This window comes from Streptomyces sp. TG1A-8 (assembly GCF_030499535.1).
GTDB lineage: Bacteria > Actinomycetota > Actinomycetes > Streptomycetales > Streptomycetaceae > Streptomyces.
Map to the genome: position 1 here is coordinate 3998946 of NZ_JASTLB010000001.1, position 14446 is coordinate 4013391.

At 73.2% G+C, this 14446-nt stretch carries 14 protein-coding genes and 1 tRNA gene; 8 read left to right on the plus strand and 7 right to left on the minus strand.

Annotated elements, in window-relative coordinates; all coding sequences use genetic code 11:
- Nucleotides 1–98: 98 nt before the first annotated feature.
- From QQY24_RS17485 to QQY24_RS17495, 3 genes are all read right to left on the minus strand, one after another.
- Entirely contained in the window at nt 99–830 is a 732-nt protein-coding gene (locus QQY24_RS17485) for a nucleotidyltransferase family protein (RefSeq protein WP_301973622.1), read from the minus strand.
- Between the two features lie 54 nt (nt 831–884).
- A complete protein-coding gene (locus tag QQY24_RS17490) occupies nt 885–1376 on the minus strand; it encodes a hypothetical protein (RefSeq protein WP_301973623.1) in 492 nt (163 codons plus the stop codon).
- A 174-nt stretch (nt 1377–1550) separates the two neighbouring features.
- Nucleotides 1551–2687 carry an ABC transporter ATP-binding protein gene (locus QQY24_RS17495; protein ID WP_301973624.1) on the minus strand — a complete coding sequence of 379 codons (1137 nt, stop codon included), beginning with the start codon at nt 2685–2687 and terminating at the stop codon, nt 1551–1553.
- A 215-nt stretch (nt 2688–2902) separates the two neighbouring features.
- Between QQY24_RS17495 and QQY24_RS17500 the strand changes: the two genes are divergently transcribed.
- Nucleotides 2903–2976 (plus strand) — tRNA-Thr (locus tag QQY24_RS17500).
- 214 nt (nt 2977–3190) lie between these two features.
- On the opposite strand, the gene QQY24_RS17505 is transcribed toward QQY24_RS17500, so the two are convergent.
- Nucleotides 3191–4483: a PP2C family protein-serine/threonine phosphatase gene (locus tag QQY24_RS17505; RefSeq protein WP_301976272.1), complete on the minus strand. Its 1293-nt coding sequence runs from the start codon at nt 4481–4483 to the stop codon at nt 3191–3193.
- A gap of 294 nt (nt 4484–4777) precedes the next feature.
- Nucleotides 4778–6418: an FAD-dependent monooxygenase gene (locus tag QQY24_RS17510; protein WP_301973625.1), complete on the minus strand. Its 1641-nt coding sequence runs from the start codon at nt 6416–6418 to the stop codon at nt 4778–4780.
- A gap of 201 nt (nt 6419–6619) precedes the next feature.
- On the opposite strand from QQY24_RS17510, the gene QQY24_RS17515 reads away from it, so the two are divergent.
- The 7 genes from QQY24_RS17515 (at nt 6620) to QQY24_RS17545 (ending at nt 11893) form a co-directional block, all read left to right on the plus strand.
- Nucleotides 6620–7705: a SchA/CurD-like domain-containing protein gene (locus tag QQY24_RS17515; protein WP_301973626.1), complete on the plus strand. Its 1086-nt coding sequence runs from the start codon at nt 6620–6622 to the stop codon at nt 7703–7705.
- Between the two features lie 82 nt (nt 7706–7787).
- Nucleotides 7788–8270 carry a cupin domain-containing protein gene (locus QQY24_RS17520; RefSeq protein WP_301973627.1) on the plus strand — a complete coding sequence of 161 codons (483 nt, stop codon included), beginning with the start codon at nt 7788–7790 and terminating at the stop codon, nt 8268–8270.
- Nucleotides 8267–9526 (plus strand): beta-ketoacyl synthase, encoded by a 1260-nt coding sequence (locus QQY24_RS17525; RefSeq protein WP_301973628.1) that lies wholly within the window; start codon nt 8267–8269, stop codon nt 9524–9526. Before QQY24_RS17520 ends, QQY24_RS17525 begins: the two co-directional genes overlap by 4 nt.
- Before the next feature lie 7 nt (nt 9527–9533).
- Nucleotides 9534–10784: a ketosynthase chain-length factor gene (locus QQY24_RS17530; protein ID WP_301973629.1), complete on the plus strand. Its 1251-nt coding sequence runs from the start codon at nt 9534–9536 to the stop codon at nt 10782–10784.
- Between the two features lie 27 nt (nt 10785–10811).
- On the plus strand, nt 10812–11066 hold the full coding sequence (locus tag QQY24_RS17535; protein WP_301973630.1) for an acyl carrier protein: 255 nt from the start codon (nt 10812–10814) through the stop codon (nt 11064–11066).
- Between the two features lies 1 nt (nt 11067).
- On the plus strand, nt 11068–11547 hold the full coding sequence (locus QQY24_RS17540; RefSeq protein WP_301973631.1) for an SRPBCC family protein: 480 nt from the start codon (nt 11068–11070) through the stop codon (nt 11545–11547).
- Nucleotides 11548–11569: 22 nt separating this feature from the next.
- Nucleotides 11570–11893 (plus strand): TcmI family type II polyketide cyclase, encoded by a 324-nt coding sequence (locus tag QQY24_RS17545; RefSeq protein WP_301973632.1) that lies wholly within the window; start codon nt 11570–11572, stop codon nt 11891–11893.
- Between the two features lie 84 nt (nt 11894–11977).
- On the opposite strand, the gene QQY24_RS17550 is transcribed toward QQY24_RS17545, so the two are convergent.
- Nucleotides 11978–13012 carry a methyltransferase gene (locus QQY24_RS17550; protein ID WP_301973633.1) on the minus strand — a complete coding sequence of 345 codons (1035 nt, stop codon included), beginning with the start codon at nt 13010–13012 and terminating at the stop codon, nt 11978–11980.
- Between the two features lie 59 nt (nt 13013–13071).
- Nucleotides 13072–14265 carry a nitrous oxide reductase family maturation protein NosD gene (locus tag QQY24_RS17555; protein WP_301973634.1) on the minus strand — a complete coding sequence of 398 codons (1194 nt, stop codon included), beginning with the start codon at nt 14263–14265 and terminating at the stop codon, nt 13072–13074.
- Between the last annotated feature and the right edge of the window lie 181 nt (nt 14266–14446).

Sequence of the window (14446 nt, forward strand, 5' to 3'; positions counted from 1 at the left end):
CGGGTGCGGGGCCCCTTTTCAGCACGCCCTCCAGCACGTTGTCCGGCCGGACCCGCAGGCCCGGCCGGACCCGCGGGTCCGGCGGACCCGGCAGTCGGTCACCGGGCGAGGGACGTCAGCTCCCTGGCCGCCTCGGTCAGGTCCTTCGCGGTGTCGATGGCCCGCCAGTACGAACCCTGCGGGAGGGAGAACCCCGCCAGCTTCCGCTCCCGGGCCAGCCGCGGGAACGTCGTCCGCTCGTGGTCGCCCCGCTCGGGCAGCAGGGACGAGAACCCGGGCGAGAACACGTAGACACCGGCGTTGATCTCGAACGTCGACGGCGGAGCCTCGATGAAGTCCGTGATGTGCCCGAAGCCGTCCGTGCGCACGGCGCCCCAGGGGATGCGCGGCCTGGCCAGCGCCAGCGTCGCGAGGGCGTCCCGCTCGGTGTGGAAGTCGGCCATGTCCCGCAGGGAGAAGCGGGTCCAGATGTCGCCGTTGGTGGCGTACCAGGGCCGGTCCGGGTGGGGCAGGTGCGCGGCGGCGTACCGCAGGCCGCCGCCGCGGCCGAGGGGCTCCGTCTCCACGACGGTGGTGACGGACACGGGCAGGTCGGCCGAGTCCAGCCACTCCTGCAGCACCTCGGCGAGGTGGCCGCAGGAGACCACCACGTCCGTCACGCCCTCCTCGGCGAGCCAGGTCAACTGGTGGCCGATGATCGGAGTGCCCGTACCGGGGATCTCGACCATCGGCTTGGGCCGGTCGTCGGTGTACGGACGAAGCCGTGAGCCCTGGCCACCGGCCAGGACCACGGCTTGAGTGGGGCGCGACGCGGCGTTCGGATGGGTCATGCCCCGAACTGTACGTGGCGCCCCGCCCCGGCCCGGGCCGCGGCCCGCGCCGCCTCAGCCCCGTGCGGCCAGCACCCCGGAGGCGAAGGCGGTGTCGCACACCGGGCGGGCGTACGACTGCGCGCGCGGGGCGCCGTAGACGCGCACCGCGGCCCGGCCCAGGGAGCGGGCGATGGACGAGCAGTGCCGGGCCAGGGCGGGGTGGCCGTTGACCGCCTGCTGGAGGTGGGTGAGGACCACTCCCGGGTCGTGGTCCTGCAACTCGGTCATCAGCCGGTCGCGGAGCACGTCCTGCGGGGTGCGGGGGAAGGCCTTGGCGGGGGCCGTCCCGGCGGAGGCCTCCTCGGCGGGGGCGCCCGCCGAGGAGACGTCCGAGGCGGTCAGCATCGAGCCGGAAGGGCTCCCCGTCCAATTGACCCGGGTGACCGCGAGGGTCCCGGAGAGCACCAGGACGACGGGCAGGACGAGGGCGAGAGTGCGGCCGATGTGGCGGGCAGGGCCGCCCCGGTGGCCGCGTCGCGTCTGAGGGGTGGTGGAGTGCTTCACGCGAGTGAGAGTAGCGTCCCGTAATCATACGGCGACATTTCGTCACCCCTATGGGGGATGAGGGGGCGTCTCTTTCCGGGTAAGGGGTTGACGCGCACCAGCCGTGAGCCGCCGGAACACGGAACGGGGCCCCGCAGCCGCGCTGCGGGGCCCCGTCCGGACCGTGAGGGGGCGTCAGTCGGAGAGACGCTCGCCCGTGGAGGTGGAGAACACGTGGATCTCGCCCGGACGCGGCACCACGTGCAGCGTCGAGCCCTTCTCCGGCACCTGGCGGCCGTTGACCCGGACGACCAGGTCCTTGACCTCGCCGCCGACCTCGGCGGTGCCGTAGACGTAACCGTCGGCGCCCAGCTCCTCCACGACGTTCACCGACACGGCGAGGCCGGCCGGGGCGTCCGCGCTGTCCTTGGAGAGCGAGGCGGCCACACCGCCGTCGTGCTCGACCACGTCGAAGTGCTCGGGCCGGACGCCGACCGTCACGGTGCGGTCGCCCTTGTCGGCGGCGGCCTTCAGCGCCTCGCGGCCCACCGGCACCACGCTGTTGCCGAACTTCACGCCGCCGTCGGCGATCGGGACCTCGACCAGGTTCATGGCCGGGGAGCCGATGAAGCCGGCGACGAAGAGGTTCGCGGGCCTGTCGTACATGTTCCGCGGCGAGTCGACCTGCTGGAGCAGACCGTCCTTGAGCACCGCCACGCGGTCGCCCATCGTCATGGCCTCGACCTGGTCGTGGGTGACGTAGACGGTGGTGATGCCGAGCCGGCGCTGCAGGCTGGCGATCTGCGTGCGGGTGCTCACGCGGAGCTTGGCGTCCAGGTTGGACAGCGGCTCGTCCATGAGGAAGACCTGGGGCTCGCGCACGATGGCGCGGCCCATGGCGACACGCTGGCGCTGACCGCCGGAGAGCGCCTTCGGCTTGCGGTCCAGGTACTCGGTGAGGTCGAGGATCTTCGCGGCCTCCTCGACCTTCTGCCGGATCTCCGCCTTGTTGACGCCGGCGATCTTGAGCGCGAAGCCCATGTTGTCGGCGACCGTCATGTGCGGGTAGAGGGCGTAGTTCTGGAACACCATGGCGATGTCCCGGTCCTTCGGCGGCAGGTGCGTGACGTCGCGGTCACCGATGCGGATGGCGCCGCCGTTGACGTCCTCCAGACCGGCGAGCATCCGCAGCGAGGTGGACTTGCCGCAGCCCGACGGGCCGACCAGGACGAGGAACTCGCCGTCCTCGATCGCGATCTCGAGCGAGTCGACGGCGGGCTTGGAGGAACCCGGGTAGATCCGGGTCGCCTTGTCGAACGTGACAGTGGCCATGGTGAAGGGCCCCCTTCTACCGGCAGGAACGTGCCGGACGATCCGTTGCAGGAAGGTGGTTGGCGTAGTCCACGCGGGTGAACTGGGTCGAGACGGTACCTGGCGTTCACTTGATCTGTCAGTACCTGGACCCCGGTGAACTTCACGGGAATCCCGGCGGGCCCCGGCCGGCTCGTGGGTACACTGCACAGGCACGCTGCGGCGCACGCGTGCGCGCCTCCTTAGCTCAGCTGGTCAGAGCGCCGCTCTTGTAAAGCGAAGGTCGTCGGTTCGAATCCGACAGGGGGCTCCCTCCCCACCGGGGACAACGCCCCCGCGATCCGGGATCGCGGGGGCGCTGGCGGTGGGGCCCGACGGCGGTCCCGCTCGGCGGCGCCGTTCGAGCAGGCGGTCCGTGCGGCCCGTGGCCTCCCGGCGGCGGCCCGGCCCGCGGCCTCCCGCCGGTGGCCGTCGCTCACGTGCGCGCACGCGTTCATCGCCACCGCGGTCCGCGCGTGCCCCGGCTAGGTCCCGGGACGCCGGTCGGGGTTCACGTCCTCACCGGCCGCGCGGCCGGGGGGAGATCCGTGCGGGTCGCGGTGACCGTGCTCCCCGGCGGGGTGCCCGGTGTCCGGTGTCCGCGCCGCGGCCTGCGGGGCGGGGCCGTGCCAGTCCAGGCACAGGACGGTGGCGTCGTCCCGCACGTGGCCGCCGCAGGCGTCGGTGACCGCGGTGACCATGGCGCGCACGGCCTCGCGGGGGTGTTCGGTGGCGGTGTCGCGGATGATGGCGGGCAGGTCGACGGTCTTCGCTTCGCGGTCCTGCATGCCGTCGGTGTAGAGCACGAGGCGGTCGCCGGGGCGCAGGTCGAGGTCCTGCACCCGGTAGGGGCCCCGTGCGGGGACGCCGAAGGGGAGGTTGACGTGCAATCTGATCTCGTCGACGGTGCCGTCGCGCAGCCGCAGGGGCCAGGGGTGGCCGGCGTTGACGAGCTGGGCGCCGGTCCCGTCCAGGGCGATGCGCAGGAGCTGGCCGGTGACGAAGGTGCGGCGGCTGTGGTCGAGGAGGGCCTGGTGCGCCCGGCGGGCCTGTTCGGCGAGGCCGGTGCCGGCGCGGCGGGCGCCGCGGGAGGCGTTGACCAGGAGGGTGGCCATGAGGGAGGCGTCGACGTCGTGGCCCATGGCGTCGGTGATGGACAGGTGCAGGGTGTCGTGGTCGAGGCTGTAGTCGTAGGTGTCGCCGGCGATGTCGGAGGCCGGGACCAGGGCGCCGGCGAGGGCGAACTCGGTGGCCTCGCAGGAGGGGGCCGAGGGCAGGAGCTGGCGCTGGATCTCCGCGGCCAGGGTGACCGTGGCGGTGCGGTTGCCCCAGTGGTAGAGGTCGGTGAAGCGCCGGTCGGTGACGATGATGTACGCGAGCGCGTGCGCGGCCCCCTCGACCTGCTCCAGCACGTCCTGGGTGACGTGGGTGAGGTGGAGCTCCAGGACCCCGATGGCGTCGCCGCGGTTGGTGACCGGAGCCAGCACCCGCTGCCCCCGCGCGCCCTGCGGTATCCGCACCGGTCTCTGGGTGCGCAGGACCTCGTCGTAGACGCTGCCGGCCAGGGCCACCTGGTCGGCGCCGCGCTCCTGCGGCGTCGCCCTCTCCTCGTCGACCCGCAGCAGGCGTCGGCCCACGACGTCGACGAACAGGAACGACACGTAACGCGCGCCGAACCGCTCGCGCAGGTTCTGCGCCACGACGTCCAGGGAGCGCGCCGGCGGGGCGGCCTCCGCCGCTGCCAGCACCTCGGCCAGCCCGATCCGATCCCGCTCCACATCAACCTCCTGGTCCACGGGTTCTTCTTCCCGCGGTGCCCCGGGCATCACAGCCGCGGCACGTGCCCCGGCCCACACGCGACCGGGCGGAGGAGCTGATCGAACTCCGCCGGCACGTGCCCGGGGCTCACTGGGCGTCCCCCGCATGACCGCTGACCGGGTGACGGCGGTCAGGCGGGGCGGGGGCCGCGGCGCACGGGGCTCCGTGCCGTCGGGGGAGGCGTTCGGGGGGGCCCGGCGGCGCGAAGGCCGCCCGCACCGTGAGGTGCGGGCGGCCTTCGCCGTCCGTGCGGGTCAGCGGCGTGCGAGCAGCGTTCCCAGCACCTCCCGCAGGACGCCCTCCGGGTCCGCCACCGCGCCCGGGGCGCGCCAGGCCACGAAGCCGTCCGGGCGGACCAGGACCGCGCCGTCGGCGCTCGTGCCGTGCGCCTGGGCCCAGTCGGTGCCCTCCTCGGCACAGGTCAGGTCCGCGTCGGCGCCGGGGCCGACGCGGTAGGCGTCGAGGGGGATGCCGTCGCGGGCGGCGACGCGGCGGGCGGCCCCGTGCCAGCCGGCGTCGTCGGGGGCGTCGGTGAGGAGGACCAGGGAGCGTTCGTACAGGTCGAGGGTGGACAGGCGGGTGCCGCCGCGGCGGAGCCAGAGGTGGGGGGCCCGGGTGCCGGGGCGGCCGGTGAGGGCGAGGGCGTCGGGGACGACGGGCTGGTCGGGGTCGGTGCCGAGGACGGCGCCGTCGGGGTAGTGGTAGCCGAGGACGACGTTGAGGATGCCGCCGCGCCTGTCGGCGCCGACGCCGGGGGCGGGGGCGAAGCCGGGGTGGCTGTGCTCGACGGAGCGGGCGGAGGCGCGGGCACTGGTGGCGAGGGCGACGGGGCGGCGTTCGGCCTCGTAGGTGTCCAGGAGCGCGGGGCCGGCCCAGCCGGTGAGGACGGCGGCGAGTTTCCAGGCGAGGTTGTGGGCGTCCTGGATGCCGGTGTTGGAGCCGAAGGCGCCGGTGGGGGACATCTCGTGGGCGGAGTCGCCGGCGAGCAGGACGCGTCCGCGTGCGTAGCGGTCGGCCACTCGTTCGGCGGCCCGCCAGGAGGCCTTCCCGGTGAGGGTGACGTCCAGGCCGGGGACGCCGACGGCTCGGCGGATGTGCCGCCGGAGCCGCTCTTCGGTGAACTCGTCCAGGGTCTCGCCGTTCTCGGGGTGCCAGGGGGCGTGGAAGACCCAGTTCTCCTTGTTGTCGACGGGCAGCAGGGCGCCGTCGGCCTCGGGGTCGGTGAGGTAGCAGCAGATGAACTTGCGCTCGCCGACGACGTCGGCGAGGCCGGCGGAGCGGAAGGTGACGCTGACGTTGGCGAAGAGGTCGCCGGGGCCGCTCTGGCCGATGCCGAGGGCGTGGCGGACGGGGCTGCGCGGGCCGTCGGCGGCGACGAGGTAGTCGGCGCGGACGGTGTAGCGCCGGTCGGTTTCGCGGTCCAGGACGGTCGCCGTCACCCCGTCGGGGTCCTGCGCGAAGGACTCCATCCGGTGGAAGTACCGCAGGTCGCCCCCCAGTTCGCGGGCGTTGTCGAGCAGGACGGGTTCGAGGTCGTTCTGGCTGCACAGGCACCAGGCGGTGGGGCTGAACCGGGCGAGGCCGCCGCCGGGGTCGATGTGCTTGAACAGCCACTCGCCGGCGTCGCCGACGAGGGTCGGCGTCTGCAGGATGCCGTGGTTGTCGGCGAGGAGTGAGGCGGCGGCCTTGATGTCCGGTTCGACGCCGGCCACGCGGAACAGCTCCATCGTGCGGACGTTGTTGCCGCGTCCGCGCGGGTGGATCGAGGTGCCGGAGTGGCGTTCGACGAGCATGTGCCGGACGCCGAGGCGGCCCAGGAACAGGGAGGTGGACAGGCCCACCAGAGAGCCGCCCACGATGAGAACGGGGACGTGGTGGTCGGCTTTTTGACGCATGGAGGCCTCCGGAGACAGGGGTGGGCGCGTGGGGTGCCTGTGACTCTTCATGCCCGGTGCCGGACTCGGCGCGTGCCCAATCACCCACGTGGTTCATACGAGTCGCGGGTGGCGGGGGAGCGGCGCAGGATCAAGGAACGCTGCCGTCCCTTTTGTGTGGTCGGTGCCACTTCCGTCCCCTGTGAAGGAGTTGTGTGCGGGATGACCATGACGTCCGAACGTCTTTCAGGAGCGCCGGCCCGCGAGGTGTCCAAGCGTGTTTCCCAGTCCGTCTTCGACGGTTCTCCGCTGCGGGTCGTCCTCCTGGTGGACGTGTACGACGGCGCGCAGCAGCAGTTCCTGGAGGCGTACGAGCAGTTGTGCAATCAGGTCGCCTCGGTGCCGGGCCATGTGAGTGACCAGTTGTGCCAGTCGATCGAGAATCCGTCGCAGTGGCTGATCACGAGTGAGTGGGAGAGCGCCCCGCCGTTCCTGACCTGGGTGAACAGCGAGGAACATGTGCGGATGGTGGAACCGCTGCACAGCTGTGTCCGCGACACGCGGTCGCTGCGCTTCCACATCGTGCGCGAGACCGGCGGGGCCTCGGCGGCCGGGCGGGCGGGGCGGCGCCGGCTGCAGGCGCACCCGCGGATCGGCGACGGGGTGATCCGGCACGCGCTGACGTTCACCGTGAAGCCGGGCAGCGAGGACGCGGTCGCGGAGATCCTGTCGGACTACGCGTCGCCGGACGCGCGGGTGGACGCCACCACGCGGCTGTGCCGGACGTCGCTGTTCATGCACGGCAACCGGGTGGTGCGGGCGATCGAGGTGCGCGGTGACCTGCTGGCGGCGCTGCGGCACGTGGCGCGGCAGCCGGCGGTGCGGGCGGTGGAGGAGGCCATCAACCCGTACCTGGAGCAGGACCGCGATCTGAACGACCCGGAGTCGGCCCGCGTGTTCTTCACCCGAGCCGCGCTGCCGGCCGTGCACCACGTGCGGGCGGAGGAGCAGCCGGAGGGGGTGCGGCAGGCGCTGCTCTACCCGGCGCGGCCGGACGGGGGGATGCGGCTGGCGGAGCTGCTGGCGCAGGTGGACGCGCGGGCAGCGGAGGAGCCGGGCGGGGCGGTGCTGCGCAGCACGGTGTTCCAGCGGGACGACGTGGTGGTGCGGCTGGTGGACGTGCGGGAGGGCCGGGACGTCGAGGCGCTGCCGCGGGGGGCCGGGGAGGCCGCAGAGCTGGAGGGACTGCTGGTCGGCGAGGCCGCCCGCATGGACCTCATCACCGACCGCCGGTCACCGGAGGTCTGAGTGGCGCGCCGCGCCCGCGGGTGCGGCGCCGAGTCAGCGAGTCCGTGTGGTGCGGACGCAGTACATCCAACGGAGGAACGTCGTGATCAAGTCCCGTCCGAGAATCGTGGACCTCAACGAGGTCGAACCCAATGTCAGGCGCGGTGGTGATCTGCGCGCGATGCTCACGCCGGCCACGGTCGGTTCGACGAGCGGTTTCATGGGGGTGGCGCTCGTGCAGCCCGGTGACCGCATCGGTGAGCACTACCACCCGTACTCGGAGGAGTTCGTGTACGTGGTGTGCGGGCAACTGGAGGTGGATCTGGACGGCGAGCCGCACGCGCTGCGTCCGGAGCAGGGGCTGATGATCCCCGCGCACATGCGGCACCGGTTCCGCAACGTGGGCGAGGTGGAGGCGCGGATCGTGTTCCACCTGGGCCCGCTGGCTCCGCGGCCGCAGCTGGGGCACGTGGACACCGAGGAGACGCCGGACCCGCAGACGTCGGTGATCGGTGCCGCCGCCGTGATGACGGAGTCCGCCGAGACGGCCGCCGGACCGTCCGACCGGGGCCGGGTCCGGTCATGACCCGGCGCGTGGCGGTCACCGGCATAGGCGTTGTGGCCCCGGGCGGGATCGGCGTGCCGGCGTTCTGGGACCTGCTCGCCCACGGCCGGACCGCGACGCGGGGCATCACCTTCTTCGACCCGGCGGGGCTGCGGTCGCGGATCGCGGCCGAGTGCGACTTCGATCCGGCGGCGCACGGGCTGGACGCGGGCGAGGTCGAGCGGGCGGACCGGTACATCCAGTTCGCGATGGTCGCGGGTGACGAGGCGGTGCGGGACTCGGGCCTGGACCTGGCGCGGGAGAACCCGTGGCGGATCGGGGTGTCGGTGGGCACGGCGGTGGGCGGCACGACCCGGCTGGAGCACGACTACGTCCTGGTGAGCCATGGTGGTGAGCGCTGGGACGTGGATCACCGGCGGGCGGAGCCGCAGCTGCACCGGGCGTTCTCGCCGAGCACGGTCGCCTCCGCGGTGGCGGAACGTTTCGGCGCCCATGGTCCGGTGCAGACCGTCTCGACGGGCTGCACCTCGGGCCTGGACGCGGTGGGCTACGCCTTCCACACCGTCCAGGAGGGCCGGGCCGACGTCTGCATCGCGGGCGCCTCGGACTCGCCGATCTCCCCGATCACCATGGCCTGCTTCGACGCGATCAAGGCCACGTCCTCGAACAACGACGACCCCGCGCACGCCTCGCGGCCCTTCGACAACCACCGTGACGGCTTCGTCATGGGCGAGGGCGGCGCGGTGCTCGTCCTGGAGGAGCTGGAACACGCGCGGGCCCGCGGCGCGCACGTGTACTGCGAACTGAGCGGCTACGCCACCTTCGGCAACGCCTACCACATGACGGGTCTGACCAGCGAGGGCCTGGAGATGGCCCGGGCCATCGAGACCGCCCTCGGCCAGGCCCGGCTGGACCCGACGGCGATCGACTACGTCAACGCGCACGGTTCCGGCACCCGGCAGAACGACCGCCACGAGACGGCGGCCGTGAAGCGGGCGCTCGGGCAGCACGCGTACGCCACCCCGATGAGCTCCATCAAGTCCATGGTGGGGCACTCCCTGGGGGCGATCGGCGCGATCGAGGTCGTCGCCTGTGTGCTGGCGCTGGTGAAGCAGGTCGTACCGCCGACCGCGAACTACGAGACCCCCGACCCCGAGTGCGACCTGGACTACGTCCCGCGGGCCGCCCGCGAACGGAAGCTGTCCAGCGTCCTGTCCGTCGGCAGCGGGTTCGGCGGCTTCCAGTCCGCGGTGATCCTGTCCCGGCCCGGGGAGTGAGGACACGATGAGCGCACCGCACGAACGGCGCGCGGCCGTCACCGGAATCGGTGTGGTCGCGCCCAACGGAACCAGTACCGACGCCTTCTGGAAGGCCACGCAGGAAGGCCTCAGCGTCCTCGGCCGGGTCACCCGCGAGGGCTGTGAGCGCCTTCCGCTGAAGGTGGCCGGTGAGATCCGGTCCTTCGACCCGGCGGCCACCATCGAGGAGCGCTTCCTCGTCCAGACGGACCGGTTCACGCACTACGCCATGGCCGCGGCCGACCTCGCGCTGGGCGACGCCCGGCTCGGGCAGGCCGACACCTCCGGGGAGCCCTTCTCCGTCGGTGTGGTCACCGCGGCCGGCTCCGGCGGCGGCGAGTTCGGCCAGCGGGAACTGCAGCGGCTGTGGGGCAAGGGCAGCCGGTTCGTCGGCCCGTACCAGTCCATCGCCTGGTTCTACGCCGCCAGCACCGGCCAGATCTCCATCCGCCGCGGCTTCAAGGGCCCCTGTTCCGTCGTCGCCTCGGACGAGGCCGGCGGTCTGGACGCCCTGGCGCACGCGGCGCGGGCGGTGCGGCGCGGCACCGACGTGATCGTGGCCGGGGCCACCGAGGCGCCGCTGGCCCCCTACTCGGTGGTGTGCCAGCTCGGTTACCGGGAGCTGAGCCGGGAGTCCGACCCGGCGCGCGCCTACCGGCCCTTCACCCCGGACGCGTGCGGCTTCGTGCCCGCCGAGGGCGGCGCGATGCTCGTGGTGGAGGCCGAGCCGGCCGCGCGGGAGCGCGGAGCGGACGTCCGGGCCGTCGTCGCGGGCCACGCGGCGACCTTCACCGGCGCCTCCCGCTGGGCCGAGTCCCGGGAGGGCCTCGCCGAGGCGGTCCGCGGCGCGCTCCGGGAGGCCGGCTGCGCGCCCGAGGAGGTCGACGTCGTCTTCGCCGACGCCCTCGGAGTGCCGCAGGCCGACCGGGCCGAGGCGCTGGCGCTCGCCGACGTCCTGGGCGCGCACGCCGCCCGGGTGCCGGTGACGGCGCCGAAGACCGGCACCGGGCGGGGCTACTGCGCCGCGCCGGTGCTGGACAGCGCCGCCGCCGTGCTCGCGATGGAGCACGGCCTGATCCCGCCCACGCCGAACGTGTCCGACGTCTGCCACGACCTCGACCTCGTGACCGGCCGCGCCCGTGCCGCCGAGCTGCGCACGGCGCTGGTCCTCAGCCGCGGGCTCATGGGGTCGAACTCGGCGCTGGTGCTCCGGCACGGCGCCGCCGACGCCTCGTAACGAGGCCGCAGCAAAGGAGAGAACCGCATGACCACCCAGATCACCGTGGAAGAACTGGCCGCGCTCATGAAGCAGGCCGCCGGGGTCACCGTCCCCCCGGAGCAGCTGGCGCTGGACGACCAGGGCTTCGACGCCCTCGGGGTCGACTCGCTCGGCCTGCTCGGCATCGTCGGCGAGCTGGAGAACCGGCACGGCACCCCGATGCCGCCCGACGCGGAGCGCTGCAAGACGCCCCGGCAGTTCCTCGACCTCGTCAACAGCACCCTGATGGCAGGAGCCTGAGATGGCAGGACACACGCAGAACGAGATCACCATCGCCGCCCCGCTGGACCTCGTCTGGGACATGACCAACGACCTGGAGAACTGGCCGCGGCTGTTCAGCGAGTACGCGTCCGTCGAGATCCTCTCCCGCGAGGGGAACAGGACCAGGTTCCGGCTGACCATGCACCCGGACGACAACGGCACCGTCTGGAGCTGGGTCTCCGAGCGCGAGCCGGACCGCGACGGCCTGACCGTCACGGCCCGCCGCGTGGAGACCGGCCCCTTCGCCCACATGGACATCCACTGGCGGTACGAGGAGGTGCCCGCCGGCACCCGGATGGTGTGGACGCAGGACTTCGCGATGAAGCCGGACGCCCCGGTCGACGACGACTGGATGACCGACAACATCAACAAGAACTCCAAGGCCCAGATGGCCCTCATCCGGGACAGGATCGAGAAGGCCGCCGCCGGGCACCGGTCCGCGCCGGCCCTGGCCGACTGAGCCGGACGGAGGACCGCACCCCATGCACCAGGCCCTGATCGTCGCCCGTATGGCCCCGGGCTCGGCCCCCGACATCGCCAAGGTGTTCGCCGAGTCCGACCGCGGGGAGCTGCCCCGCCTCATCGGGGTGACCCGGCGCAGCCTCTTCCAGTTCGGCGATGTGTACATGCACCTGGTCGAGTCCGAGCGCGAGCCCGGGCCGGCCATCGCCAGGACGGCCTCGCACCCCGAGTTCCGCGCCATCAGCGAGCGCCTGTCGGCGTACGTCAGCGCGTACGACCCGCAGACCTGGAGGTCCCCCAAGGACGCGATGGCACAGCGCTTCTACGTCTGGGAGCGCGACTGAGCCGTACGGCACCGACCGGACGGCCGCCGGCCGCCGGGCCCGCAGCGTCGCGGGCCCGGCGGCCGGCGGCCCGTGCGGACGCGGTCAGCCGGGGACGTGGCAGTCGAACGCGTGCAGGTACGGGTTGACCGGCTGGATGCCGTCCACGACGAGGCCCGCCGCGTTCAACCGGCCGACCATGCTGTCGGTGGTGTGCTTGGCCCCGCCGACGTTGAGGAGCAGCAGCAGGTCCATGGCGGTGCTGAAGCGCATCGAGGGGGTGTCGTCGACGAGGTTCTCGATGACCACGACCCGGGTGCCGGGACCGCCCGCCCCGATGACGTTGCGCAGCGTGCGGGCCGTGCTCTCGTCGTCCCATTCGAGGATGTTCTTGATGACGTAGACGTCGGCCCGCACGGGCACGGCGTCGCGGACGTCGCCGGGCACGATCCGCGCGCGGCCGGCCAGGTCGCCGCCCTCGCGCAGCCGGGGCAGGGCGTTGTCGACCACGCGGGGCAGGTCGAGCAGGGTGCCCCGCATCGCCGGGTACTTGTCGAGCAGGCAGGCCACCACGTGCCCCTGGCCGCCGCCGACGTCGGCGACCGAGGCGGCGCCGGACAGGTCCAGCAGGGCCGCCACCTCCCGCGCCGACTGCTCGCTGGAGCGGGTCATGGCCTGGTTGAAGACGTCCGCGGAGGCGGGGGCGTCCTCGTTGAGGTAGGTGAAGAACTCCTTGCCGTAGAGGTCCTCCACGACGTTCTTCCCGGTGCGCACGGCCTCGTCCAGCCGGGGCCAGGCGTCCCAGGTCCACGGCTCGGTGCACCACAGGGCGATGGCGCGCAGGCTGTCGGGGTCGTCCTCGCGCAGCAGCCGGGACATGCCGGTGTGCGCGAAGGAGCCGTCGGGCTGCTCGGCGAAGACGCCGTGGCAGGACAGGGCCCGCAGCAGCCGGCGCAGCGGCTTGGGTTCGGCCTTCACCGCCGCCGCCAGGTCCTCGGCGGTCATCGGCGTGCTGCCGAGGGCGTCGGCGACGCCCAGCCGGGCGGCGGCCCGGACGGCGGCGGCGCAGGCCGCCCCGAACACGAGCTCGCGCAGCCGCATGGGCGGGGGTGGGGGTGGGGCAGTCTCGGCGGTCGTCATCTGCCGCCCTTTCTCTCTCGTCGGTCGGCGTCGGTCCAGCAGGGGCAGGGGCCGGGCGGTCAGCACAGGCCCGCGGGCCTGGAGGCCCGGCAGGTGTTGTGCTCGAAGACGTTGCTCTTGTTCGTCTCGGTGTTGACGAGGTCCGCCGGGGCGTTGCCCTCCAGCGTGTTGTCGCTGATCCGGTTCTTCTCGCCGCTGACGCCGACGAAGCTCTTGAACAGCACGATGCCGCCGGACAGCGGGGACCCGCCGGCGTTGCCGCTCACCTCGTTGCCGGCCACCAGGGCCTTCTCGGTGCCGGTCAGGACGATGCCGGAGCCCTGCAGGGCGGGCAGCCGTTCGGTCTTCGGGCACGACTTGTTGTTCCCGGTGACGCGGTTGGCGGCCACGGCCAGGTCGCCGGCCTTGGGCTTGTTCTCGTCGCCGACGACGAACACGCCCGCGCAGTTGCCGGTGACGTCGTTCTCCGCGACGGTGATGTTGCGCAGGCGGCGGACGGTGACGCCGATGCGGTTGCCCTCCAGCCGGTTGTGCTCGACCAGGGTCTCCCCGGCGTCGTAGGCGCCGGCCTCCTCGTCGATGGTGTTGGCGAGGAACAGGCCCGCGTCCCCGTTGGCGCGGGCGTGGTTGTCCTGGAGGAGTCCGTGCACCGACCGCTCCAGGGCGATGCCCCACACGCCGTTCTTCACGGCGCGCACTTCGCGCACGGTCATGCTGTCCGTCGACGTGCCGAGGACGCCGGCGTGGCTGAAGCCGGTCACGGTCAGGCCGGCGACGGTGACGCCCTCGACGCTGTGCTTCTTGGTGCCCACCACGCAGATGCCGTTGCCGCCCCCGGCGCAGCTGCCGGCCTTGGCGCCGGTCCGCCCGGCCGATTTCGCGGCCGGCTTCGTGACCGATTTCGCGGCCGGCTTCCTGCCCGGCTTGGCGGCCGGCTTCTTGCCCGGCTTCTTGCCCGGCTTCGTGGCCGGCTTCGCCGGCTTCTTGGCCGCGGGCTCGATCACCGTCTTGGCACCGGCACCGCGCAGGGTCAGCCAGGGCGTGCTGATCCGGACGCTCTCGCGGTAGGTGCCGGCGAGCACGAGGACGGTGTCCCCGGCCCGGGCGGAGTCGACCGCCTTCTGGATCGACTGACCGGGGTGCACCACGTGGGTGCGGTGGCTCAGGTGGCCGGCCGCCGCGGGGGCCGCGCCCACTCCGGCGGCGGCGAGGGCGGCGGTGCACGCGAGGTAGGCGAGGTGACTTCTCTTCATGCCGCGTACGGTATGACCGACTGATCCTTCTTCGGGCGGATAGTCCATCCGGTGGCGTGTCAGGAGTGCGCACGGCCGGGGCGGCGGCCGACGGGGCCGGGACCCGGGCGGGTGGCGGCGGCCCCGGCTCCGGCACCGCGCCCGCGACGGCACCCGGACGGCGCAACCCGGCTGGAGCCGG

What these genes read in the sequence shown, in the direction of transcription:
- QQY24_RS17545 (WP_301973632.1), top strand. Translation starts at nt 11,570, where the DNA reads ATGCACCAGGCCCTGATCGTCGCCCGTATGGCCCCGGGCTCGGCCCCC.
- QQY24_RS17510 (WP_301973625.1), bottom strand. Translation starts at nt 6,418, where the DNA reads ATGCGTCAAAAAGCCGACCACCACGTCCCCGTTCTCATCGTGGGCGGC.
- QQY24_RS17515 (WP_301973626.1), top strand. Translation starts at nt 6,620, where the DNA reads ATGACCATGACGTCCGAACGTCTTTCAGGAGCGCCGGCCCGCGAGGTG.
- QQY24_RS17550 (WP_301973633.1), bottom strand. Translation starts at nt 13,012, where the DNA reads ATGACGACCGCCGAGACTGCCCCACCCCCACCCCCGCCCATGCGGCTG.
- QQY24_RS17535 (WP_301973630.1), top strand. Translation starts at nt 10,812, where the DNA reads ATGACCACCCAGATCACCGTGGAAGAACTGGCCGCGCTCATGAAGCAG.
- QQY24_RS17555 (WP_301973634.1), bottom strand. Translation starts at nt 14,265, where the DNA reads ATGAAGAGAAGTCACCTCGCCTACCTCGCGTGCACCGCCGCCCTCGCC.
- QQY24_RS17485 (WP_301973622.1), bottom strand. Translation starts at nt 830, where the DNA reads ATGACCCATCCGAACGCCGCGTCGCGCCCCACTCAAGCCGTGGTCCTG.
- QQY24_RS17540 (WP_301973631.1), top strand. Translation starts at nt 11,068, where the DNA reads ATGGCAGGACACACGCAGAACGAGATCACCATCGCCGCCCCGCTGGAC.
- QQY24_RS17525 (WP_301973628.1), top strand. Translation starts at nt 8,267, where the DNA reads ATGACCCGGCGCGTGGCGGTCACCGGCATAGGCGTTGTGGCCCCGGGC.
- QQY24_RS17530 (WP_301973629.1), top strand. Translation starts at nt 9,534, where the DNA reads ATGAGCGCACCGCACGAACGGCGCGCGGCCGTCACCGGAATCGGTGTG.
- QQY24_RS17495 (WP_301973624.1), bottom strand. Translation starts at nt 2,687, where the DNA reads ATGGCCACTGTCACGTTCGACAAGGCGACCCGGATCTACCCGGGTTCC.